This is a genomic window from Ruminococcus intestinalis (assembly GCF_014288065.1).
In the GTDB taxonomy this organism is placed as follows: Bacteria; Bacillota; Clostridia; order Oscillospirales; family Acutalibacteraceae; genus Ruminococcoides; species Ruminococcoides intestinale_A.
Genome location: NZ_JACOPS010000001.1, coordinates 175,426 through 198,787 on the forward strand (window position 1 = coordinate 175,426; position 23,362 = coordinate 198,787).

A 23,362-nucleotide genomic window follows, 5' to 3' on the forward strand; every position below is an offset into this window, starting at 1 on the left:
GAAGTTTTGAATTCACCGATTTTGCGACTGCTTTCAACTAACTACTCGAATTAATATTTTTTCTTTGTATTTGCTATAGGTTGGTGAGATTTGAAATCTGTTCATATCCGTAATCATTATTGTGATAGATTTCGATTTGCTTTCTTGTATTTATAATCCAGCACCACTTGAAATTACAATCTGAATTTGAGTCATATCGTTTACATTAATCTGACCGTCGCAATTTATATCCGCCGCTTGTTTCTGAGTTTCTGAAAGTACCACATCACCGGTAAGGTATCTTTGACCTAATGTAACATCAAGAATAGAAAGCGTTCCGTTACCGTCAATGTCACCAAGGAGAACATCGCTTGGTTTATCAAATGTATAGCTAATATAATATTTCTTATTTTTTCCGCCGCCTTCTTTTATGAATTTAGCATTATTGCCGTTTACCTTTGCCGTAACTGTTTCAATATCGCCCCATCCATAAATAGGAGTAACCTCAATTTTTACTGTATAGGATTTATTGCTTATAAATTTACTGTCAGTCGGTGACCATTCAATTTTGTTGATATTTACATTGCCGGCAACGCAACTTGCCGTTTTGGCAGGTGCAGCACCAACTGTTGGAGCTTTAATATTAACCTCAATGTTCTGGGTTTTGTATTTGTCCGGCACGCTAACATTGATGTCAAATATCATATACCTTTTTCCGTTTGCTCTTTTTAATGTGCCTACGCTGTCTATGCCATTTACTCTTCCGTAAATGTTGTTGTTCAGTTCATAACCGCTTTTTGGAATAATCTCAAGTGCAAGACTCAGTTTTTCGCCTATAGAAATTTTGTAGCTGTCATCAAGACGCTTTCCGTACTTTGCCCACTCTACTTCGCCAATCGTGTATAGTGCATTTTCGGAGGTTTTAGGCTTTTTGTAATCACCGATTGTTTTGTTATTACACATATCATCAAAATTGTCAAAGTAAATATCGTTCATATATTTGAGCTTTTTGTCGATTTTGATATTTACTATATTTGAATGTACGGTATTATTGCCACTTATAGCATCGCAGTATATCTGTTTGCCGTTAAGCCAGTCGCTGACTTTGGTAATAAATAATTTTTTGCCTCCGGATGATGTGAAAAGCTCACCGTATCCGTTGGTTAATATATAGAGCCAGTCAATTTCTCTGCCATTTTCATCAATAATATGCCATTTATATGTGTCTGCATTTGTTGCATTAATATAAAAGGTAACAGTGTCACCAAGGTTTGGAGAATACCCGTCTGTGGGCTGAGTTGTAATAACCGGATTTGGAGCTATTATTTGAAGATATTTTTTACCTAATGAGTTTGATACAATATTTATGTCAACTTTTTTTTCGTCATCATATACTTTGCACTTTGAAGATATTACATTTGAAAAATCAACCCTTCTTGCTAACCATTGGTCAGTTATTTTGGGCTTTTGCAAGAAAGTAATTCCGTAAGAGCCTACATATGTGCCACCTGAGATAACGGGGAGATAATCATAATCTAATGTTGTTTTTATGCACACAGCACCTTCAAAATTATAATTATTTTCATCAAATAGTTTGAAATATCCGCCGTTAATGTTAAATGATTGCATATCTGTTGCTTCAACAGCAGCTTTTTTGGCATAGTAGTTTCCGCCGTTGATTGTGAGTTTACCGCCGTTTGCTACAACGCCAAATGCCTGTTTACGTTCATAATAGTCATCATATTCAAAGTTACCTTGGTTAATTGTAGCGGTTGTATATTCATCAAATACAAACGCATTATACAGTCCGCCAAAATGACCGTTATTAATAGTTATATTTTTATAGTCATTCTCGTAAGCGCTTTTAACTAAAGTACCGATTACAGGGCCTTTTGATGTTGCTTCAAATTTACCGCCGTTAATGGTGACATTGCCTCCCGTAATGTTTATAGCCGGCTTTTCAGTATATGTTGTATATATGCCACCGTCTATTTGCAGATTTCCTTTTGAAATAACGCAAGGAAAATCATAGTAAAACTCTGTGCTTCTTGCTACACCCGATATATTGCTCAATCTTAGGCTTGCACCCTTTGCAACATTAAATATACATCTGTTATTGTTTCCTGAGAAAAAACTGAATGTAGTGTTGTTATCGTTTAAACTTGAAGTATCAAACTGAAGTATTCTAAGACTACCACGTTTTATGTTAAAAAGACAATCATCATAAAGGGTTTCCCTTGAAATTTTAAATTTATTCATATTAATAGTAATTTCAGCTTTTGGATCATCTAAGCATAACTCATTATTTTGTTTTGAGTCTTCTATAACTTCATAGCCATTGTAACTATTGGTAAAATTTATAGTAATCCATTGCTTTCCACCTTTTGCAAGTGCGGCTTTAAGCTCGTCATAGCTTTTAACAATAATCTGATTGCTTCTTTTTGGAATTGTAAGTGAATCAAATTCATAATTGCAGTTGCTGCATTTTTTATACCATCTGCCATCTGTTGTATTGGTAGGCTGCTTGTCAACATACCAATGCTCTCTTCCTTTATAAGATGATTCGCTATGAGTATAAACCGTATCAAGCATTTTTTTACCGCAGGTTTTGCATAACTCATAATGCTCAAAAATGTCATATGCCTTTGCTCCGCTTGTGTGGATATGGTCTTTAGGAGAACAAATAATTCTTTTTGTCGCACATAATAAAACAGTATCGTTATCGGAAAGATAATTGGGATCAATATAAGTATCATCCGGAAGCTGACTTTTCAATGTGGATACAGGCATAAACATTCTTTCTTCCGATCCTTCAAGCAAATTGTTATCTGTATCATAAAATTCAACATCTGCTTGCATTCCATATGGTATTGTTTGATTTCTTACAACAAACATAGAATAAAAATAATAACTTTCTGTATCAACAAACTTTGGAAGGTCATTCGTTTCTTCACTCAGTTGATCACTCATTGAACCGAAAAGAGTTTTATAGAAATTTTCAAATTCTTTTGGTTCAATTGAAGCACTAATACTGTCGTTGTCTGAACTCCAAACTGTACCAAGTAATTCGTACTTTAAATTACCGCTGTATTTAATATTATGATCAGGTTTTGCGTCAGGTCGTGGGTAGGTAATATTGCTGATTTTTATGTTACAGGTTACTGCATTTGTTGATATAAGCGACAATGGCAATACAGAAACAGCCATAAGTACCGAAAGCCCAATGCTGAGCAGTTTTTTTGAGAGTTTTGCTTTCATATTTTTTCCTCCTTTATTTTGAATTGCAATATTTTTTTGCTAATAAATATAAATAGTTTTGAATATCAGTATCAAAGCTATAATCCGATACTGTAAGTTCTTGCTGATTTTCCCACTTTGTCGTGATTGAGTATGTAGTTATGTCGCAAGCATCGTATGGTATATTTTTATGATTGCTATATAAATTATAAAGATTATTTTTTTTTGCGAAATTTTGAATTTTTAAAAACTCATTATAAGCTATTTTTTTATTTTCAAATTCTATATGCTTACCGCTTAATTCAAAATTCTCAATGGTACAATCTGCTGAAAAGTAAGCCTTACTGTCTTTTGTGTATGCTGTAAAGCTATAACAATAATTATAGTTTGAATGGTTACAACTTATGCTTATATATTCAAGCTGAGGTGAAAAAGTTGATTTGTTTTTATCTTTGCAACTGTTAAATAAAAATATATTGAGTATACACAATAAAATCACAACCGATTTTTTCATTTTCAAAATAATAATATTCTATAAAACAAATAAAGGCAGATGAGTAAAAACACATCTGCCTTGTGATTTTCTATCAGTTAGACTTCTTATTCATTACCGCACCAACAATAAAGAGTACAGGTAATACAAGGCCTATTATGAGTGACACGAAATTAAAGCCACTACCGCCAACCGCACCAATAATAATGCCGAGTAAATTAAATATTGCAACAATAATACCGAACACTAAGCACGAGGTTGCTTTTTCGGGCTTTGCACAATTTTTTACACCAATGATACCTGCAATAAGCTCAGCAACCGAACCCAGAATCATAACAACACATGAAGTATAAATTATTGTCGGATTAAGTTGAACAGAGGAAAGGTCGCCGTCTGCTAAGTAAGTTAAAGTACCTACACTTGCAATGGCAATAATGCTCATGATAATAGAAAGTGCACCGCCGATAATCATTAAAATACCAACGACTTTAAGTAATCCTTTTCCTTTCATTAAAAAAACCACCTTTTCAATATATTTGTACAGGAGATATATCCTTGATACAATTATATTGTACAGTAACTTATAATATTTTGCCCTACCCATTTGGGTAGTTTTGGCAAAATTACTGTAAATAAAAGGTGGCAAAGTTATATTTTGTTATATTTTAATATAGAGGGTTGATGTAACCGCTTGAAATCATAATAATTGCAAGCTGAGCAACACTTGAGCATCCGGTTTTTGAAAGCAGATTACCAATGTGATATTTTACTGTGTTTTCCGAGATATAAAGCTCCGAGGCAATCTCTCCTCTTGATTTATGCTTGCAAATTAATCTGAGAATTTGCATTTCTCTTTCAGTAAAAGGAGTTTCACCCTTTGGCAAAGGAATTGTTTTGGGTTCAGGAAAATATTTTTCTCCATTGAGCACTTTTCGTATTGTATCAATAAAAAATGTCATACTTTTGCTTTTATATACAAATGCGTCTGCACCTGCCTCTTTAGCACGAGGAGAATAAGATATTTCATCAAAGCCGCTCATAACCACTACCTTAATATCTTTAAAATTCTGTTTGATATTTTCCGTAGCAACAAGTCCGGAGGAGTAGCCCTCTGTGCATACATCTAACAGTACAATATCCGGATTTAGTCTTTCACATAAAAGCACACAATCGTTCGCATTTGCACTTTCACCAACAACGCAAAAATCATCTTTTTTCTCAAACATTGCTTTAAAAGCTTCTCTGACAGAAGTGTGGTCGTCAACAATCAATACTTTAATCATAGTTTTCACCCTCCTTTACGGTTAACTCAATTGAGAAATGCGGATATGGTGTAACACTGAGGGTTCCACCGAGCATTTCTGCTTTATTTTTAAGTCCGGAAAGTCCTGTGCCAAGTTGGATTGTAGTACAGGTATTTGTTCCGTTATCTGTGATTTTAAGAGAATTAATGCCATCCTTGCTCTTAATTTCTGCACGCACTTTTGTGGCAAGTGAATGTCTGACCGCATTTGTACTGCATTCTCGTATTGTTTCTACAAAAAGTGCGGCTATATCATTATCATACGGCATTTCTCCGATTATTGCAAGCTCAACACCTATTGATGACATTACTTCTTGCAGGAGAATCAGACTTTTATCAGATACATTTTTTTCATCCGATAATATATCTTTCATTATACTGTTACAGAATTTTTCAATAGCGTCAGCGTCTATATTATCATCTTTATTCTGTAATTTTCGCAAAAGTACAGAAAGCTTTTGTCCCAGTAAATCGTGTACTCTTGTGCGTATCTGTAACAGAGCACCCTCTTTGCATGAGGTTTCAAGATTATTTAGCTGAAAATTCAGTTCATTACCTTTTTGAACAAGTCTTGCTTTCAGGCTCAATAGCTCCTGCATTGCATTCATCTGTTCTGTAACATTTGTGGAGGTAATCAGAAAGTATGGTTTTTTCTTTATATACATTTCGGTTTGTTTAATCATATAATAAGAATTTTTAACTTTGCAAACTGTTTGCTGATTTTGTATGTTGGAAATATTACGGATTTCGTTTATAAACTTTATTCCGCTTGTAAATTCTTTATTAAAAATGTCCATCATCAAATTACTTATGCAATGATTTGCAAGCAGAATCTGCCCGTCATTTCTGCAAAATAAAATTCCTGTATTGAGTGCGTCTATTGATTCCTTTACAGAAAGCGGAGTTATAGTGTTTCGTTTTAATTTACTTACTTTTAATATTAAATGTACACTTCTTATAATAAACATTATCAGTGCAGTAAAAAGAACAACTGTAAATGTACCGTATGTAAGATGATTTGCAAATGGCAGCAATGGCAGAGCAAAGCATATTGATAATGTTATGTGTGCTTGCTTTAAATAAACAGCAGTTGCAATAAACATAATTAAAAACAAAATGGATGCTATGTACCCAACAGCTAAATATTGTTCGGGATAATAAATTGATATATTAGTTTGGTAATAAATGCAGGAATATATATAACCATAAATAAATTGCAGCAGTATTACGGAAAATTCAAATGATAGTTCGCAAACATATTTAAAACCTTTTGTTCCACTGTTAAATTTGTATATAAATGCAAAGCATTGCATACAAATGCCTGCAATTATCAAGATACAAACTAAAATTCGCACAAATTCAGGATAAAAATAAATGTAATTCATTGCTTTTCACCACCCTTAAGCAAAAGCCAAATGCCAAGGTTATCGTCATCATTTTGCTCGATGATTTTACCACCCGATTTTTCAAGTGAAATCATAAATTTTTTGTCAAAAATATTACTGTTGATTTTCGTTGAGCTAATCACCTTTATAGAAATTTCCTTATCGGATATTTCTGTGTGAGCAAATATGTATTCGCATTTTGTTTGTGTTGCTTCGTCAAGAATGTTGTACATAAACTCATACATAAGATTTGCGTGTTCAATGTCAAGCTTTTTATTGCCGTTATTGGTGCAGAGCAGCTTTACTTTGGAATATTCTGCAAAGTTTCCGAGTTCGTCTATATACATACTTAGTTCATCAGAGGAAAAATATTTTTCCTCAAGAGCAATAAAAAACATATTACACCTGCGTTTTATGTAGCACAAAAGTAATGCGGCTTTGACAGTAAGCAGGGAATTATTGTTTTGATTTTTCATCTTTTCAGGTAAAAGGGAAAGCAACTTGAGTTTATCGGAAATTTCACTCTCAAGACTGTTGCAAATGTCTATTTTTTCCTCGTTTTGTAAGTATTTTCGCCTTGCTTTTTCTTCTTTTCTGATTAAGGCATTGGTTGCCCTTAGCTTTTCTACAGTAGTTTTAGTATTTGAATACATTTTGTTCAGCTGAGAAATATCGTCCTGCCAAACAACATATCCGCCGGAAATTTTCTTGCTGAAAAGCAGTGTGTTCTCATCAAGTTTTATTGGATTTTTACCGTTAATAATGCTGTCTTTTTGTTTATCGGTAAGGCAGTAGTCGAAATTTGCGGTAATTTCTTTTTCAAAATAATTGTTGAGAATTTCCATTTTAAGCGGTGAATTTTTAAAAAGATTTTTGTATTTTGTGTTGGTGGGAATAAGACTGCTGCGCAAGCATACTTCCATAAATGCGAGGATAATAAATGTGATAACTACCGTCATATCACTCTCAAAGGCAAACGGCAGACGCATTACATAGGCAACAGTATATAAAAAAATCAAAAGGAAAAAAGTAACTGGGTAAAAAATATTTAGCTTATTCGGACTTTTTATACTGCGTACTATAAGCCACAACAATACAATGAAAGTTTGTAATCCAATGCACAGCATAGATAAATAATATACAATGCCGTAGGTGTATTCAGAGGAACCGTTTTCAATTCCGTTATAAAACGAAAAAGCAAGCTGATGGTAGTCATTTGTGTATATCAGACATAGCAGAAATAGTTCAACCACTATAAAAGGCAGAATCCGCAGCGGTATGATTTTGTTGCTGCTTGGTTTGTCTGTTACGCTTGTTAAATATAACAGACCTGTTGCTATACCGAATTGAAAAAGATAGTAGCTGTACCAAAGCTGTCTTTCAATCATCGGAGAATTAATTTGCCACTTAATGCACCTCGCTGTAAGCCATAGAATAAGCATTGAACCGATAATAATAAAAGATAATTTAACCCTTTTGTTAATTACTCTCAAGCCAAGCACAGCTATCCACAGCACTGTTAATGTAATGAAAAATACTGCTGACAAAATATGCTCTTGTCCGTCTGCTGTTGAATATCTGCGTTGCTCAAAAACTGTTCTCCTCATCTTTTTAATAACATTTGTTGATTGCTCGTTAAAGTGCCGGTAATCGGTATAAATAACAGCGTTAGAATATTTTTCTTGGGTAGAATACAGGGGAGATGCGTTGTTATATGTTCGCAAGTCATTTTGATTTATATTATTGCAGAGATTGTTTTCAAAACATAGTGGGTATGGTGAAATTATTCCTTGCACAAAAGAAAGCGTACCATCATTTGGAATAATAATGTCTATATTTTTGTTACCTCGTTTTAGTTTAACAGCCTGTGTATCGGTGCAGATCCATATTGGAAGTTCAGTATTGCTGTTGCTGAGTCTGCCGTTTCTTTCCATTTCTTTCAGGTAATTAATGGCATCGTCAAGACGGTAATTTTCTTTTTTAAGCGAATAGCCGATTGATGCGGTAATGTAATTATAATAATCTGAATCTATATAGATTTTTTCTTCAACACCTGCAAGAGAATTAAAGCTGTTTATGTTTTCTTTTACTTTGCCTGTGTCAACTGCTATTACTATCGTTGTGATATAATGTGGATACCAATAATAATGCCTGCCACTATCCATAAGGCTTTTTGCAAGCAGTTCATCAGCTTGAGCAGCATAACCGTTATTGAGATTATCTACTGCCGACCTTTCGGATATAACTAAATTATATTCATCATTATCGCATTTTAATGCATTAAAGTAATCCTTGTTATTGACTGAAATAGTCTTTATATGGTTCATACAACCGTTAAAAAGAGTACAAAGCAAAATTAAGAGCATAACCAAAATTGAAATTTTAATCTTTTTGTGCATTACTTCACCGCCTTTTAGCTTTAAATTAATTTTATTGTATGCAAAATTTGAAAGTTACATTATTATGAATATTCTAAAATTGTAACATAAAATTTCGTATAAGACAAATCTTAAAAAATAAAAACCTTAGCAAGCGGTGGCAAAAAACCACCGCTTGTTTATTGTCTATATAAAAATAATTTATATTTTGCTTTGCAAGTGCATAATATTGATATGTAAAAGATTTGCTGTAAACAGATGCGAAAAAAGTATTAAAAAGAATATATCAATTTACCCAATTAAGTAATATAAAATTTGTCAATTTAACGAAATTAGTGTTGAATTATTTTAAATTTATTAAACTTATTGACTTTTTAATATAAAAGTAGTAAACTAATAATCAGTTAGCGAGCGCTAACTTTTTTGTACTGTCAAAGTTAGTTAGCACTAATGTCGTATAGCGAGGATGGTGAGCTTATGCCTTTAACATTTGCCGATCCGGGCGTTGAAAACATTATTAAAAAAATCGGAGGTAACTCTGAGGTTCGTGCACATCTTGAAAACTTGGGTTTTGTTGTTGGCGGCACAGTTACAGTTGTTTCTTCAATGGCGGGTAACCTTATTGTTAATGTAAAAGGAGCACGAGTTGCAATCAGCCGTGAAATGGCAAGCAAAATTATGATTTAATGGAGGTACAATATGAGAACTCTGAGAGAAGCAAAAATCGGAGAAACCGTAAAAGTTGCAAAACTTAACGGTGCGGGCGCTATTAAGCGCAGAATTATGGATATGGGTATTACAAAGGGCGTTGAAATTTATATCCGTAAAGTTGCGCCGCTCGGTGATCCTATTGAAGTTACAGTAAGAGGTTATGAACTTTCTTTGCGTAAAGCCGATGCTGAAATGATTGAACTTGTTTAAGTTAAATACGGGGTTTATCCCCGATATTTTTAAATTCTAAGTTAGTCTAAAATAACTAAATCTATGAGAGGAAGACACTAATGGGTATTAAAATTGCACTTGCAGGTAATCCTAACTGCGGTAAAACAACCCTTTTTAACGCTCTTACAGGTTCAAACCAGTTTGTTGGTAACTGGCCGGGCGTTACCGTTGAGAAGAAAGAGGGTAAGCTCAAAAAGCACAACGATGTTGTAATTATGGACTTGCCGGGTATTTACTCACTTTCTCCTTACACACTTGAAGAAGTAGTTGCTCGTAACTACCTTATCGAGCAAAGACCTGACGCAATCCTTAACATTGTTGACGGTACTAACCTTGAGCGTAACCTTTACCTTACAACACAACTTACAGAGCTCGGTATCCCAGTTGTTGTTGCCATTAATATGATGGATGTTGTAAAGAAGAGCGGAGATAAGATTGACACTTCGGCACTTGCTAAAGAGCTTGGCTGTAAGGTTGTTGAAATTTCTGCTTTGAAGGGCACAGGTATTATGGAAGCGGCAGAGGCTGCAATTGATGCTGCCGAGAACACAAAAACTGTTCCAATGCACACATTTAACGGTGTTGTTGAGCACGCTATTGCTCATATTGAAGAGGCAGTAGTTCACGAAATGCCCGAAGAACAGCAGAGATGGTACGCTATCAAGGTATTTGAGCGTGATGATAAGGTTATGGAAAAGCTTAACCTTAGCGATGAAATTAAAAAGCATGTTGAAACTGACATTGAAAATGCCGAAAAAGAGCTTGACGATGACAGCGAAAGCATTATTACAAACGAAAGATATATTTACATAGCTACTATTATTAAGACTTGCTATAAAAAGAAGAGCAAGGGCAACCTTTCAACATCAGATAAGATTGATAAGGTTGTTACAAACCGTTGGCTTGGCCTTCCGATTTTTGCCGTAATTATGTTCCTTGTTTACTTCATTTCAATGCAGACTGTAGGTTCAATGGCAACAGACTGGGCAAATGACGGATTGTTCGGTGACGGTTGGCATTTGTTCGGTATAGGTACTTCACAGGCAGAAGAGGCAGAAGAAACTTACGGCGATTCAGATGCAATCATTGAAGCTTTCAATGAAGAATACGGTAATGACGATATTGCAGCTGCAATTGATCTTGAAGATGAAAATTATTCTGAAGATGCTGCTAAAGCTGCTCTTTCAAAGCTCGTTACTTTAACTCCTGCAGACGCAAGCGTTACTTATTCTGTAGAAGACGAAGAAACACTTGAAGTAACAGAAACTCCTGATACAACTAAGGCTCAGTTACAGGAAGCTGTTGATAATTATCTTGATACAAATTATAAGGAAGGCTATGGCGCTCCTGATGCAAGCACATACGGTGTATGGGTTCCGGGTATTCCTGTTCTTATCGGTGACGGTCTTGACGCTATCAACTGTGCAGATTGGCTTAACGGACTTATTCTTGACGGTATCGTAGCCGGTGTTGGTGCGGTTCTTGGCTTCGTTCCACAGATGCTTGTACTTTTCTTACTCCTTGCTTTCCTTGAAAGCTGCGGTTATATGGCTCGTATCGCATTCGTACTTGACCGTGTATTCCGTAAGTTCGGTCTTTCAGGTAAATCATTTATTCCAATGCTTGTCGGTACAGGCTGCGGCGTTCCGGGTATCATGGCTTCTCGTACAATCGAAAACGAGCGTGACCGTCGTATGACAATTATGACAACAACATTTATTCCTTGCGGTGCTAAGATGCCATTTATCGCTATGATCGCAGGTGCTATTTTCAGTGGTTCACCGTGGATTGCTACATCAGCTTACTTCATCGGTATGGCTGCAATCGTAGTTTCGGGTATTATGCTTAAGAAGACAAAGATCTTCTCAGGCGATCCTGCTCCGTTCGTTATGGAACTTCCCGCTTACCATCTCCCGACAGTAAGCAACCTTCTCCGTTCAATGTGGGAGCGTGGCTGGTCATTTATCAAAAAGGCCGGTACAATCATTCTTCTTTCAACAATCATTGTTTGGTTTACAACATACTTCGGATTTGTTGACGGTCAGTTCCAGATGCTTTCAGAGGATCAGATCAGCAATTCAATTCTTGCCGCTATCGGTAACTGCATTGCTTGGATCTTTACTCCGCTTGGTTGGGGCAATTGGCAGGCAGCCGTTGCATCGGTTACAGGCCTTGTTGCTAAAGAGAATATCGTTGGTACAATGGGTATTCTTTATCCGGGCGGATGGTCAGAAATCGGCAGTGCTTTCACAGCAATCAGCGGTTTCTCATTCCTCGTATTCAACCTCCTTTGTGCTCCTTGCTTCGCAGCTATCGGTGCTATGAAGAGAGAAATGAATAATGCTAAGTGGACTTGTTTTGCAGTAGCTTACCAGTGTGTATTTGCTTATGCAATCGCTCTTATGATTAATCAGTTTGGCGGACTCTTTACAGGTAATGTAAATGTTATCGGTCTTATTTTCGCTGTATTGGTACTTGCATTTATGATTTATATGCTCGTAAGACCATACAAAGAGGCTAATACATTAAAAACTTCTGTAAAGGTAAAATAATTTAGATTTTGATAGAGGAGGATGTATATGCTTACTTTTTTACTTGATAATATTGGTACAATAGTTGTTTTGCTTATAGTTGTTGCTGTAGTTGCTGCAATTATTATCAGCCATTTCAGAGCAAAGAAAAAGGGCAAATCTTCTTGTGGCGGCTGTGGCTGCGGATGTGCATCCTGTGCAATGGCAGGTAAATGCCACTCTAACAACCATAAATGATTATTGCTGACAAAAGCGACCGAGCATTTTAAGTGTTCGGTCGCTTGTTTTGTTTTTTGATTATTTTTCAATAGTTGGGGGTAATTTATGGTTTAGCAAATTGCATTATCAAGCAATTTGCTGAATCATAATTAAATATTACAACAAATATTTGGATAACTCCTTATAAATAAAACAAGGCTATCGCATTTTAACCTTGCGATAGCCTTTCTTGTATCATTTGATTTTTAGTTGTTGTTTGAAATATAAATCTGCAATGCGGTTACATCGGAAACCGAAAGTTTACCGTCTTTGTTCATATCAACGCAGTCAAACAGTTGCTTGTTTGTTTCGTCAATAAGAGCCGAACCGTCGGTGTTTTTTTTGCCTGCAATGTGCATTTGCAAGTATGTAACATCATTTACATCTATAATACCGTCTTGGTTTGCATCGCCTGTGAGAATTGTTTTATCCTGTACCAATGCGTAAACGCTTAAGTGGTCTGTGGTAAATACATAACAGCCGTCTGTATATTTGGCGTTCATATCTTCGGCTGTACCGTCATCTTTAAGCCACATTACTTTACAATTTTCTGCATTGCTCGGAATTTTAACTGTAATTGTACCGTCAGGCTGAATAACAGCACCGTCCTTTTGCAAGGTTATGTCATATGTTGCAACTGAATTTTCAAAGGTGTTTTCAAGTTTTGCTACATTTAAAACAGTATCCTCTTGCATAACACCGCTGACGGTTATGTTAGTGTTTGTATCTGCGAGAGAATTTATGACGGCAAATTTAATATTATTTGTCTTTGCGTATTCTTCTGCATATGAGTTTTTATATCCGTAAATTGTTAAATTATTACAATCGGTAAAAGTGTAATCGCCAATACTTGTAACACTTTTTGGAATTGTTATGCTTGTTAAGTTTGTGCAGCCATAAAAAGCCTTATTGCCAATACTTGTAACACTATTAGGGATTGTTATGCTTGTTAAATTATTACAACTTTCAAAAGCCAAAATTCCAATGCTTGTAACACTTTTTGGGATTGTTATGCTTGTTAAGTTATCGCAATCATAAAAAGCCGCATTGCCAATACTTGTAACACTATCCGGAATTATTATACTAGTTAATGAAGAACAAGAAAAAAAGTTTCCCCACGTATGCTTGTAACACTATTTGAGATTGTTATATTTGCTAGCCTTTTGCAAGAACGAAAAGCACTAAAACCAATACTTGTAACACTATTAGGGATTGTTATGTTAGTTAAGTTAACACAAGCGTAAAAAGCCATATTCCCAATGCTTGTAACACTGTTTGGAATTATTATATCTGTTAATTTATAACATTTACTAAAAGTTTCGTCACTTATGCTTGTAACACTGTCTGGAATTGTTATGCTTGTTAATATAAAACAAGCACTAAAAGCACTTTCGCCAATACTTGTAACACTGTCTGGAATTGTTATGCTTGTAAAGTTAGCACATCCACTAAAAGCATAATTTTCAATGCTTGTAACACTATCTGGGATTATTATGTTTGTTAAGTTATAACAACCGTAAAAAGCACCATTTCCAATGCTTGTAACACTATCTGGGATTATTATGTTTGTTAAGTTATCACAACCGTAAAAAGCCATATCTCCAATGCTTGTAACACTATCCGGAATTTCATAACTATCAAATCTATTATCTGGAAAAAATATTATTTTATCTTGTTCTTTGTTAAATAAAACACCGTCAATACTTGAATAAATATTATTATTTACATCAACATTTATGCTTTCTAAATTTGTGCAAATGTGAAAGGCCATATTTTCAATATTTGTAATATTTTCGGGAATTGTTATACTTTCCAAACCTATGCAATGTTCAAAGACATAATTACCTATACTTGTAACTTTTTTCCCGTCAATCGTATCAGGAATAGTAATTTCCTTATCGCTACCTATGTACTTGGATATTTCAACTGTACCGTCATCAAGAAATGTATACTCATAGTCACCACTTGTCAAATAATCTGATGATAAAACCGAGTTATTACTTTCAATCACTGCCGCACTTACAGGCAGTGCTGAAAATGCACTTACTGCCATAAGTGCAGACAGTATTACGGCTGTTAATCTTTTAACTTTTTTCATTTTTTATCGCTCCTTGTGTTATTTAATTTATTATTCGCAATTGACACTCACTGAATGTCAATTACAGGTGTATTATAGCATAAAATATTCTTATTGACAAGCACTAAATGTCAAAGGAGTATAAAAAATGTTTAAAAATAAAAATGAAAATATGAATAATGTATGCGGAAAGAGGATTGCGGAATTAAGACTTGCATTAAATCCTAAATGCAGTCAAAGACAGCTTGCTGAAAAATTGCAGCTTTTTGGATTGGATTTAGACAAAAATGCAATTCAAAGAATAGAATGCGGAAAAAGATTTATAACCGATATAGAAATAGTGGCTTTTTGCAAGGTATTTGAAATTCAGCCTAATGATATTTTTGCTATGGTATAAAATTAAAAGTCTGATATAAATATTATGATACTTGTATTGGAGTGTTGATATGTTAAGCAAAAGAATTCGTGAATTAAGGTTTTAGCTCGGACTGAATCAGGTGCAATTCGGACAGGCTCTTAATGTAACAAAGCAGACTATCAGTAATTGGGAAAACGACAATATTCAGCCGTCTGTGGAAATGCTTATTAAAATAGTAAATACCTATTCAGTAAGTGCCGATTATTTGCTTGGTATTAACGAGAGGGAAACCGTTGATGTTTCGGGGTTATCTCAAGAGCAGATTGCTCATATACAAATGATAATTGACGATATTAGAAATAAATAATTATTCAAGCAAAAAATCAGCCTGATTTCGTATGAAGTCAGGCTGATTTTTGTCTGTATCTGTTAAATTTTAATTCCTTTAAATGAAATATGAAATTACTTATTCTCCTCATTATACTTGAGCTGATTGTAAATCATATTGGCACACATATAAACATTGCCGCCGCCCATTGTGAGAATGAGGTCGCCCTCTTTTGCGTTTTTGCATACATAGTCTGTAATTTCTTCAAAAGTGTCAAGGCAAACCGAGTTCGGTACTTTTGCACCGAGGTCGGTTGAGTAAATATTATATGTGTTTGTTTCTCTTACAGGGAGAATTTCCGAAATGATTGCAACATCCGGAATCTTAAGAGCCTCTGCAAAATCATCAAGAAGAAGTGCTGTTCTTGAGAAAGTATGCGGCTGGAAAATCGCCCATACTTTTTTAAAGCCCATATTCATTGCGGCATTGAGTGTTGCGGTAAGCTCTGTCGGGTGGTGAGCAAAATCGTCTGCCACTGTAATTCCCTCGGGTGTACCGAGAATTTCAAAACGGCGGTGAACACCTCCGAATTTGTGGAGATTTTCGGCGATTTCCTTAGGTGTTGCACCAAGGTAATGTGCGGTAGCCGCTGCGGCAAGTGCATTATAAATGTTATGCTTGCCCGGAACAATCAACTTAATATTTGTAAGGAGTTCGCCTTTGTAATAGATGTCAAATTGCTCGTGAACACCCTTGTCTGCAGAAATATTTTCTGCTCTGTAGTCGCAGTTTTCGCCAAAGCCGTAGGTGATTTTTTCAATGTCAACATCATTTACTGCATCAAGTGTGTTTTGGTCGTCGCCGTTGATTACAAGCAAACCTGTAGTCTGTTTTGCAAATTTATTAAATGACTTTTTAATGTTGTCAAGATTTTTAAAGTAGTCGAGGTGGTCGGCATCAATGTTAAGTATAATAGAAATAAACGGATTAAGCTGTAAGAATGTATCAACATACTCGCAAGCCTCGCAAACGATAATGTCGCTCTGACCTACATAGCTGTTGCCGCCGATAAACGGAAGTTTGCCGCCGATAATTGCCGATGGGTCAAAACCGCTGCCGATAAGTACCTGTGAAAGCATGGCTGTGGTTGTGGTCTTGCCGTGAGTACCGGAAACCGCAATACTTCTCTTGTATCTTCTTGTTACAACGCCGAGCATAACGCTTCTTTCAATGCAAGGAATACCCTGTTCAACAGCTGCTTTTCTTTCCGGGTTATCTTCTTTGATAGCGGCAGAATATACCACAAGCTCTGCACCGTCAATATTTTCTGCACGATGTCCCATATATACGGGAATGCCGTAGCCTTTGATTCTGTCGAGTGTCTCGCCCTCGTTCATATCCGAGCCCGAAAGCTGATAGCCCTCGCTGTTTAAAATCTCTGCAAGCGGACACATACCGCTGCCGCCGATGCCGATAAAATGTATCCTTTTTATATTATCAAGTAAAATGTCGTAATTCAAAACACTCATTCTCCATTCACAAAAATTCTATCTTATATTATAAAGCTATAGTCAAAAAAAATAAATACCTTTTTTCAATTTGTAATATATTTTTTCGTATTTTAGTTTTTATATTGCCAATTTATATTAAAAATGTTACAATATAATCGGTGATAATCAGTGAATTTAGTTAAGAATGATATTATAAAATTAAACATAACTTCGGCTACCGCAGAGGGCAGCGGCGTAGGAAAAACAGAGGACGGTATCGCCGTATTTGTTCCGCTTTCCGCAGTAGGCGATGAACTTGAAGTAAGAATATTAAAAACAAAGAAAACTTATGCTTTCGGTAAAATTGAAAATATAATTACTCCGTCTTCCGCAAGAATCGAGGCGGATTGCCCGCAGTTCTCAAAATGCGGGGGCTGTACTTGGAGGCATATTTCTTATGAAGAAGAATTAAAAATAAAATCAATGCGTGTTTACGATGCGGTAACACGAATAGGCGGAATTAAAGACTTTGAATTTAAAGATATTATCAGCTGCGAAAGACCTGACAGATACAGAAATAAGGCGCAATTTCCTATAGGTAGGGCAAAAGACGGAAGTGCGGTGTTCGGATTTTATTCATTTCATACGCACAGAATTATTCCGTGTGATGACTGTTTATTGCAGCCTGAAGCTTTTAATTCTGTAATAGAAATTACAAAAAGATTTATAGATAAAACAAATGCTGATATTTATGACGAAACAACAGGCAAAGGCAGATTAAGACATTTATATATGCGTCTTGGTGAAATTACTGACGAACTTATGGTTTGTTATGTTGTCAACGGCAACGGCTTAAAACAGGAAGACGAACTTGTCAGAATGTTAAAAGACGGCTTGCCTAACCTAAAAAGCGTAATTATTAATTCTAACAGAGAAAAAACAAATGTGGTTTTAGGCAAGAAAAATCGTGTTGCATACGGCAGTGATCACATTACCGATGTTTTATGCGGACTTAAATTTAAAATATCACCGTTTTCATTCTGGCAGGTAAACCGTGCTCAAGCAGAAAAACTGTACAGTAAAGCAAAAGAATACGCAAACCTGCAAAACGAAGAAATTCTGCTTGATTTATACTGCGGAACAGGAACAATAGGACTTACAATGGCTGAAAACTGCAAAACACTTGTCGGTGCGGAAATTGTCGAGGATGCTATAAAGAATGCAAACGAAAACGCAAAAGCAAACGGCATAGAGAATGCAAGATTTATTTGTGCCGACGCATCAAAGGCAGCGGCTCAACTTAAAGCAGAGGGACTTCAACCTGATGTCGTAGTGCTTGACCCGCCAAGAAAAGGCTGCGGCGAAGATGTAATTTTGACCGTAGCACAAATGTCACCGAAACGAGTTGTGTATGTGTCTTGTGATCCCGCAACCCTTGCAAGAGATTTAGAAATTTTCGAGTCAAACGGCTATAAAACCAAAGAAGTAACACCTTGCGATATGTTCCCAAGAACAGCGCATGTGGAGACGGTCTGCTTGCTGTCAAGAAAAGATAAATAAGAGCTGAAAAGTGGCGTATTTTCGGGCTTTTTGCGAGGTGAGCATCATCAGAGGAGCCTTGCGAAAAGCTCGGTTTTCTTGTATGGAAACATATCTGCTTTTTAGTCTGACCGAAGAAAAAGTGGATGAGCGAAAAAATGCGGTAGGGTTTAGGCTGTGGATTAGATGTCGTGGGTTGTGGCACGGGGATTGTTGTCAGCGCCGACCGCAGTTTAAGCCACTTGATACTAAGAGGCAGACTTGACAGTGGAATAGATATTGGGAAAGGAGAAATAGAATGTGGTAGATTCAAGGTGGATATGGCCATCAACAGATATGAATTTTTGGAAAATTGAAAATGCTGAAACTACTGTAAAAATACAATGGAGTCATAATTGTTTTGAGGACTATAAAAAATTAGCATTTCAGTTTTATGAGTGCGGTTATAAGACTTTCGAAGATGTGATTAGTAGTGGGCATAATAATGTGAAGTCTGACATGTGGTTCTTAACGGGAATCTTTTTAATTCGACAAAGTTTGGAATTAAGCCTTAAAGCCTTATTATGTAGAGTTTATTCAAGAAAGCGAGATGTACAGGATGCATTTGAGGAATGCTGTCACGACCTATCTATGCTGTTTCAAAAATATAATGATACAGATATTGAGAAATATTTGAACAACAACGAGGAAGAATGGTTAACAAAGTATTTTGCTTCACTGGAAGAGGTTGATAAGAAGTCAGATATGTTTAGGTTTCCTTTTGAAGATGACTTCCTATTAAAATATAGAGATAAATTTTTGGATAATGTTGATGTTGCAAATAATATGCTTCAAGCGTTCTCTTTAATTAAAAAGTGTATAGAAAAAGGAAATATAGAAAAAGATGTGGAATTTAACGGCGACCTTCAACCTGAATTTTTTGTATTTGCATCACATGGAATTGGAAATTGTTATTTGTGGCAAAGAGTATCAGACGAAGGCTTTCATGTTAAAGTTACGGGATATAGCGAAGTAATAGATTTTATTTATAACAATCAGCAAATATCTAATGAGGTAAAGCTATATCCGCTTATGTTTATGTTTAGAAATACTATTGAATTATGCCTAAAACGAATCTTCTATAGTAAGGTTGATAATGGGGTTCCATATAGAGTATTTAATTCTAAACGTAAAAGCCATTATATTAAAAAGGATTTATGGAAGAATGTAAAACCTGTAATACAAACTTATGCTAATGATTCAGGTGAAAATTTAGCAGTGATTGATGTTGTAGAAAAGTTATTGGATGAAATCAATACTTTGGATAAGAATGGAGATAATTTTCGATATCCAACATCATATAGTTTGGAATATCGTATAGATGATAAATATTTAGACTTGAGCAATGTTTATAGATATCTCCGAGCTATTATTAATTTTCTTGAAGGATGCGATTCTATGCTCGATGTAATTGCTGATTATGAAAGTGAAATAAAAGCTGAATATGAAGCTGAAATGAGGGCCAATATGGATTGGTGTTAACATTCGCAAAATTTACAAGGCCTATTAAGAATAATTAGGAAGGAGCGGTTGTACATGGATGATGTAATACATATTTTACCGGATGACATCGAAATCGTAGATGTCTCTGAATACAGTGAAGATTTAACAGAATACTTTAGTGATATGCCAGAAGTGGCACGTCTACTTTTGAAAGGCGCAAAAGAAGCTTTTTCTAAGATTGAGCAGATGCTTTATTCATCACCAGCATTCATTAATTTAGAGCGTATCTGAAAACAAAAAGTTGCACAAAAGGAAGATATATTTTATAATAGAAAAAAGCGACGGAGGCAGAAAAATGTCAGCAAGAAGATACGAAATCAGCGATGAGCAGTGGGAACAGATAAAAGATATGTTTCCAAAAGCAAAAACAGGCAGACCACCTTCCGTATGAAGAAATAGAAAAAGAACGGCTTTGTCGTTCTAAGGAGGAACATTGATGGGACAAGAAGTGTATAGATTAGGCGAACTCTTTTGCGGTCCAGGCGGTCTTGCGTGTGGTGCTTTACGGTCAACAAGCAACGATGGAAAACTTTCACTTTCGCACGCATGGGCAAATGATTATGATTCGGATACCTGTGAAACTTACAGAAAAAACATCTGCCCTGACCAACCAGAAACTGTTTACTGTGGTGATGTTCGTGAACTTGAGATTGATAAGCTTGGAGATATTGACGCATTTTGTTATGGCTTTCCGTGCAACAGCTTTTCTAATGTAGGGGAACATAAAGGATTGGCAAACGAGAAGTTTGGTCAATTATATTGGTATGGCATTGAAGTTTTAAAAATATATCAGCCGAAGTGGTTTGTCGCTGAAAATGTTTCAGGGATTCGTTCAGCGGGTTCAGGAGACTTCCAGATTATTCTTGATGATATGAGAGCGGCAGGATACAAGCTCAATGTGAATTTGTATAAAGCAGAACAGTATGGAGTACCACAAACTCGTCATAGAGTTATTATCGTTGGCATTCGTAATGATTTACCTGTTGAGTTTCATGTCCCAGACCCTAAAATGTATGCTTCTTGCGATATTACGGCAAGAAAAGCACTGGCAGAAATTCCTGATAATGCACCAAACAATGAAGTTAGAAAGCTGACTCAAAAGGTTATTAGAAGATTATCTCTTATAAATGCGGGCGAAAATGTTTGGCAAGCAGAAGAACGACTTGGAGAGTTATTCCCTGAGGAGCTTAAAATTAAAACAAAAACAAAAATAAGCCAAATATATAGAAAACTTGACCCAGATAAGCCAGCTTATACTGTTACAGCAGCTGGTGGTGGTGGCACATTTATGTATCACTGGACAGATAGAGAACTTACAAACAGAGAACGTGCGAGGATTCAAACCTTTCCAGATAATTATGAATTTGTGGGAAATTATAGTAGTGTCCGCAAACAAATAGGAATGGCTGTTCCGTGTCAATTATCTGAAGTTGTAATCACTGCAGTGCTTAATAGTTTTGCGGGAATTGATTATCCGTGGATACCAGCTAATATGGAGGAGTGATTATGATTCCAAGAATTGATGAAATAACCAAAGAAGAAACCTTTATATCAGAAAAATTCGATGAGCCAGTACTTTATGCACCAGCAAGAATTGAAAATCTCTCCCCGTGTAATTCATTGAAAATTGTAACTGCTTTTACGGATTGTGAAAGAATCTCAACACATATGATTGCATTGCAAGAGGGAATAAAAAACAAGAGATTTGTAAAAGGTTTAGATGTTGAGGTCATTTTGGGAATGACTAAATCAAGTCTTTCTCAGAAAAAGCATGAAGATATTTGTCGTTTGATTCACTTCCTTAATGAATCAAGGGGAATGCCCCAAATTAGCTGTAGATATATTTGTAATGGACCGGAGGTGCATTCTAAAATTTACATTTGGTCGCAATCAGATGAAAAGATTCAGATACTACCAACGATAGCATATTGTGGTTCGTTAAATTACACAATGAATGCTTTTTACAAACGTAGAGAAACTGTTAGCAGATGTAATCCGCTTAGTGCGTATTGGTACTATAAGAATTTGTTGCCTGATACGATAGACTGCTTTGACCCAATAGCTAAGGACAAACTTCGCAAGGTTGTTAATAATAGTCCTGATGCAGTTGAAGAACCAGATAATTCTGAAAAAGATTATCTTATGTATGATGCAATGCAACCTGTTGCTACACTTAATGTCTCATTGCTTCGTGCGGATGGCAGTGATACTGGCTATGGTTCAGGTATTAACTGGGGAATTAGAAAGAACGGAACAAAGCGAAATCGTAATCAAGCTTATATTCCATACAATCATCAAGATAAAGTTGAAGGTTTTTTCCCTGACAGAGTTAATCCAGATGATAAAAACTGTCCTATGTTCAAAGTTATAACAAAGGATTTTGGTTCTTTTCATATGCGAATGGCTCAGCAAAATAATAAAGCTATTCATAGTGTTGAAAGTAATTCGATTTTAGGCGAGTGGATTCGCAAGAAAATTGGAACGCCATCTGGTGGATATGTTACAAAACAAATGCTTGAACTTTATGGAAAAACTTATGTTACATTTAGGAAGTATTCAGATGGCACATATCTATTAGACTTCTAAATAGAGCAACCAAAATCACCGTACTTGATGTAACTTCAAAAAGTTAGACTTTATATAGCGTATCTTGACAAAGCCAAAAGTTGTAGCCGATATCTCGGATGGCACCGGCAAGCTCGAAGGCTTCAACAACAAGATCAAGGTCGCTAAACGAATCGGCTACGGTTACCATGACGACGACTTTTTCGTCACCTTGATTCGCTATCTTTCTATTCCTTCTGTCCGTTCACCATCCCACAAAAAATAGTGATGAACCATCTTATCTATTCACACTTTTTTCGGTAACCATAAATTATAAGTAAGTTGTACTGCAAAGACTGATTTATTTTAAGGAGATTATTGAATGAGTAAAAAAATATTGATAGGAGATATGGGACTGCTTTTGTATAATGCTGTTTTGCTCTTTATTTCAAGGATTTTATACGATAATAAAATTTTATATCCGTATAATTATCCGTTACATATACTCTTTGCCGTACTTTTGATTTGCGGTGCGGTTGGATTCCAGATTTTTTCTTATAATGCAGAATGTAAAAATGTTTCCCGTACAAATATAGCAATTTCTTTAGTAATGTGTTGTTTAATATTTCTTGCTGTTATAAATAAAAATATCAGTTATATCGGAAATAATGCTGTAAATACCATGACGGCTTTTGGAATGTTCGGATTTCAAGTTGCCCGATATTTAAAATCCATAGTCTGTTATTACGATGTTTATGGTGAATTTCCGCCATTGCTCGACAAAATAAAATATATTCGTAATATAGAACTAAGTTTTGCTCCTGCATTAGCAACAATTTTCTCTGTTTTAAGTATTGTTTTTTTGATATTTACTGCTTAGGAGTATTTTTTTGCATTTGTTTATATATTTTTTGCTTTTTGTAAAAGTAGCTAATTTGCTGCCTGACTCTATTGAAATATATGTCTAATTATGGTATA

Annotated in this window: 21 protein-coding genes and 1 pseudogene; 13 read left to right on the forward strand and 9 right to left on the reverse strand. The window is 35.5% G+C overall.

The features are described 5' to 3' along the window. Positions 1-150 precede the first annotated feature (150 nt). The 6 genes from H8R91_RS00860 to H8R91_RS00885 all read right to left on the reverse strand — a co-directional run bounded on the left by H8R91_RS00860 (position 151) and on the right by H8R91_RS00885 (position 8,796). Complete coding sequence (locus H8R91_RS00860) at positions 151-3,237, reverse strand: dockerin type I repeat-containing protein (protein ID WP_186934508.1); 3,087 nt, start codon at positions 3,235-3,237, stop codon at positions 151-153. Between the two features lie 13 nt (positions 3,238-3,250). Then, the gene (locus tag H8R91_RS00865; RefSeq protein WP_186934509.1) at positions 3,251-3,736 is read right to left on the reverse strand and encodes a hypothetical protein; all 486 of its coding nucleotides are present in this window, start codon (positions 3,734-3,736) and stop codon (positions 3,251-3,253) included. A gap of 67 nt (positions 3,737-3,803) precedes the next feature. Then, the gene (locus H8R91_RS00870) at positions 3,804-4,220 is read right to left on the reverse strand and encodes a hypothetical protein (RefSeq protein WP_186934510.1); all 417 of its coding nucleotides are present in this window, start codon (positions 4,218-4,220) and stop codon (positions 3,804-3,806) included. 154 nt (positions 4,221-4,374) lie between these two features. Next, positions 4,375-4,992: a response regulator transcription factor gene (locus H8R91_RS00875; protein ID WP_186934511.1), complete on the reverse strand. Its 618-nt coding sequence runs from the start codon at positions 4,990-4,992 to the stop codon at positions 4,375-4,377. Further along, positions 4,985-6,115 (reverse strand): sensor histidine kinase, encoded by a 1,131-nt coding sequence (locus H8R91_RS00880; RefSeq protein WP_186934512.1) that lies wholly within the window; start codon positions 6,113-6,115, stop codon positions 4,985-4,987. Before H8R91_RS00880 ends, H8R91_RS00875 begins: the two co-directional genes overlap by 8 nt. A 278-nt stretch (positions 6,116-6,393) precedes the next feature. Then, positions 6,394-8,796, reverse strand: coding sequence for a hypothetical protein (locus H8R91_RS00885; protein WP_186934513.1), 2,403 nt, complete (start codon positions 8,794-8,796; stop codon positions 6,394-6,396). 456 nt (positions 8,797-9,252) lie between these two features. Between H8R91_RS00885 and H8R91_RS00890 the strand changes: the two genes are divergently transcribed. The 4 genes from H8R91_RS00890 (at position 9,253) to H8R91_RS00905 (ending at position 12,485) form a co-directional block, all read left to right on the forward strand. Beyond that, complete coding sequence (locus tag H8R91_RS00890) at positions 9,253-9,462, forward strand: FeoA family protein (protein WP_022234514.1); 210 nt, start codon at positions 9,253-9,255, stop codon at positions 9,460-9,462. A 12-nt stretch (positions 9,463-9,474) separates the two neighbouring features. Beyond that, entirely contained in the window at positions 9,475-9,696 is a 222-nt protein-coding gene (locus H8R91_RS00895) for a FeoA family protein (protein ID WP_022234513.1), read from the forward strand. A gap of 80 nt (positions 9,697-9,776) precedes the next feature. Beyond that, entirely contained in the window at positions 9,777-12,269 is a 2,493-nt protein-coding gene (feoB, locus tag H8R91_RS00900; RefSeq protein ID WP_186934515.1) for a ferrous iron transporter B, read from the forward strand. 27 nt (positions 12,270-12,296) lie between these two features. Then, complete coding sequence (locus tag H8R91_RS00905; protein ID WP_186934516.1) at positions 12,297-12,485, forward strand: FeoB-associated Cys-rich membrane protein; 189 nt, start codon at positions 12,297-12,299, stop codon at positions 12,483-12,485. A gap of 227 nt (positions 12,486-12,712) precedes the next feature. Here the strand turns inward: H8R91_RS00905 and H8R91_RS00910 are convergent, their stop codons facing one another. Both H8R91_RS00910 and H8R91_RS00915 read right to left on the reverse strand, forming a co-directional pair. Next, positions 12,713-13,588 carry a leucine-rich repeat protein gene (locus H8R91_RS00910; protein WP_186934987.1) on the reverse strand — a complete coding sequence of 292 codons (876 nt, stop codon included), beginning with the start codon at positions 13,586-13,588 and terminating at the stop codon, positions 12,713-12,715. 5 nt (positions 13,589-13,593) lie between these two features. Further along, a complete protein-coding gene (locus H8R91_RS00915) occupies positions 13,594-14,604 on the reverse strand; it encodes a leucine-rich repeat domain-containing protein (RefSeq protein ID WP_243237667.1) in 1,011 nt (336 codons plus the stop codon). A gap of 127 nt (positions 14,605-14,731) precedes the next feature. Between H8R91_RS00915 and H8R91_RS00920 the strand changes: the two genes are divergently transcribed. Together H8R91_RS00920 and H8R91_RS00925 are read left to right on the forward strand one after the other, a co-directional pair. Further along, positions 14,732-14,980: a helix-turn-helix domain-containing protein gene (locus tag H8R91_RS00920; RefSeq protein ID WP_022234254.1), complete on the forward strand. Its 249-nt coding sequence runs from the start codon at positions 14,732-14,734 to the stop codon at positions 14,978-14,980. 91 nt (positions 14,981-15,071) lie between these two features. Further along, entirely contained in the window at positions 15,072-15,308 is a 237-nt protein-coding gene (locus H8R91_RS00925) for a helix-turn-helix domain-containing protein (protein WP_207722723.1), read from the forward strand. 95 nt (positions 15,309-15,403) lie between these two features. On the opposite strand, the gene murC is transcribed toward H8R91_RS00925, so the two are convergent. Then, complete coding sequence (gene murC, locus H8R91_RS00930) at positions 15,404-16,789, reverse strand: UDP-N-acetylmuramate--L-alanine ligase (RefSeq protein ID WP_186934517.1); 1,386 nt, start codon at positions 16,787-16,789, stop codon at positions 15,404-15,406. A 159-nt stretch (positions 16,790-16,948) separates the two neighbouring features. Between murC and rlmD the strand changes: the two genes are divergently transcribed. The 7 genes and pseudogenes from rlmD (at position 16,949) to H8R91_RS00970 (ending at position 23,264) form a co-directional block, all read left to right on the forward strand. Then, positions 16,949-18,319, forward strand: a complete 1,371-nt coding sequence (gene rlmD / locus H8R91_RS00935; RefSeq protein ID WP_186934518.1) for a 23S rRNA (uracil(1939)-C(5))-methyltransferase RlmD — start codon at positions 16,949-16,951, stop codon at positions 18,317-18,319. Between the two features lie 279 nt (positions 18,320-18,598). After that, positions 18,599-19,819: a hypothetical protein gene (locus tag H8R91_RS00940; RefSeq protein WP_366476918.1), complete on the forward strand. Its 1,221-nt coding sequence runs from the start codon at positions 18,599-18,601 to the stop codon at positions 19,817-19,819. 54 nt (positions 19,820-19,873) lie between these two features. Further along, complete coding sequence (locus H8R91_RS00945) at positions 19,874-20,071, forward strand: hypothetical protein (protein ID WP_186934519.1); 198 nt, start codon at positions 19,874-19,876, stop codon at positions 20,069-20,071. Positions 20,072-20,276: 205 nt separating this feature from the next. Further along, complete coding sequence (locus H8R91_RS00955) at positions 20,277-21,344, forward strand: DNA cytosine methyltransferase (RefSeq protein WP_186934520.1); 1,068 nt, start codon at positions 20,277-20,279, stop codon at positions 21,342-21,344. Between the two features lie 2 nt (positions 21,345-21,346). Next, positions 21,347-22,426 carry a restriction endonuclease PLD domain-containing protein gene (locus H8R91_RS00960; RefSeq protein ID WP_186934521.1) on the forward strand — a complete coding sequence of 360 codons (1,080 nt, stop codon included), beginning with the start codon at positions 21,347-21,349 and terminating at the stop codon, positions 22,424-22,426. A gap of 103 nt (positions 22,427-22,529) precedes the next feature. Beyond that, positions 22,530-22,670: pseudogene (locus tag H8R91_RS12365) on the forward strand (transposase); the annotation flags it as partial. A gap of 96 nt (positions 22,671-22,766) precedes the next feature. Further along, positions 22,767-23,264 (forward strand): hypothetical protein, encoded by a 498-nt coding sequence (locus tag H8R91_RS00970; protein ID WP_186934523.1) that lies wholly within the window; start codon positions 22,767-22,769, stop codon positions 23,262-23,264. Positions 23,265-23,362: the final 98 nt, after the last annotated feature.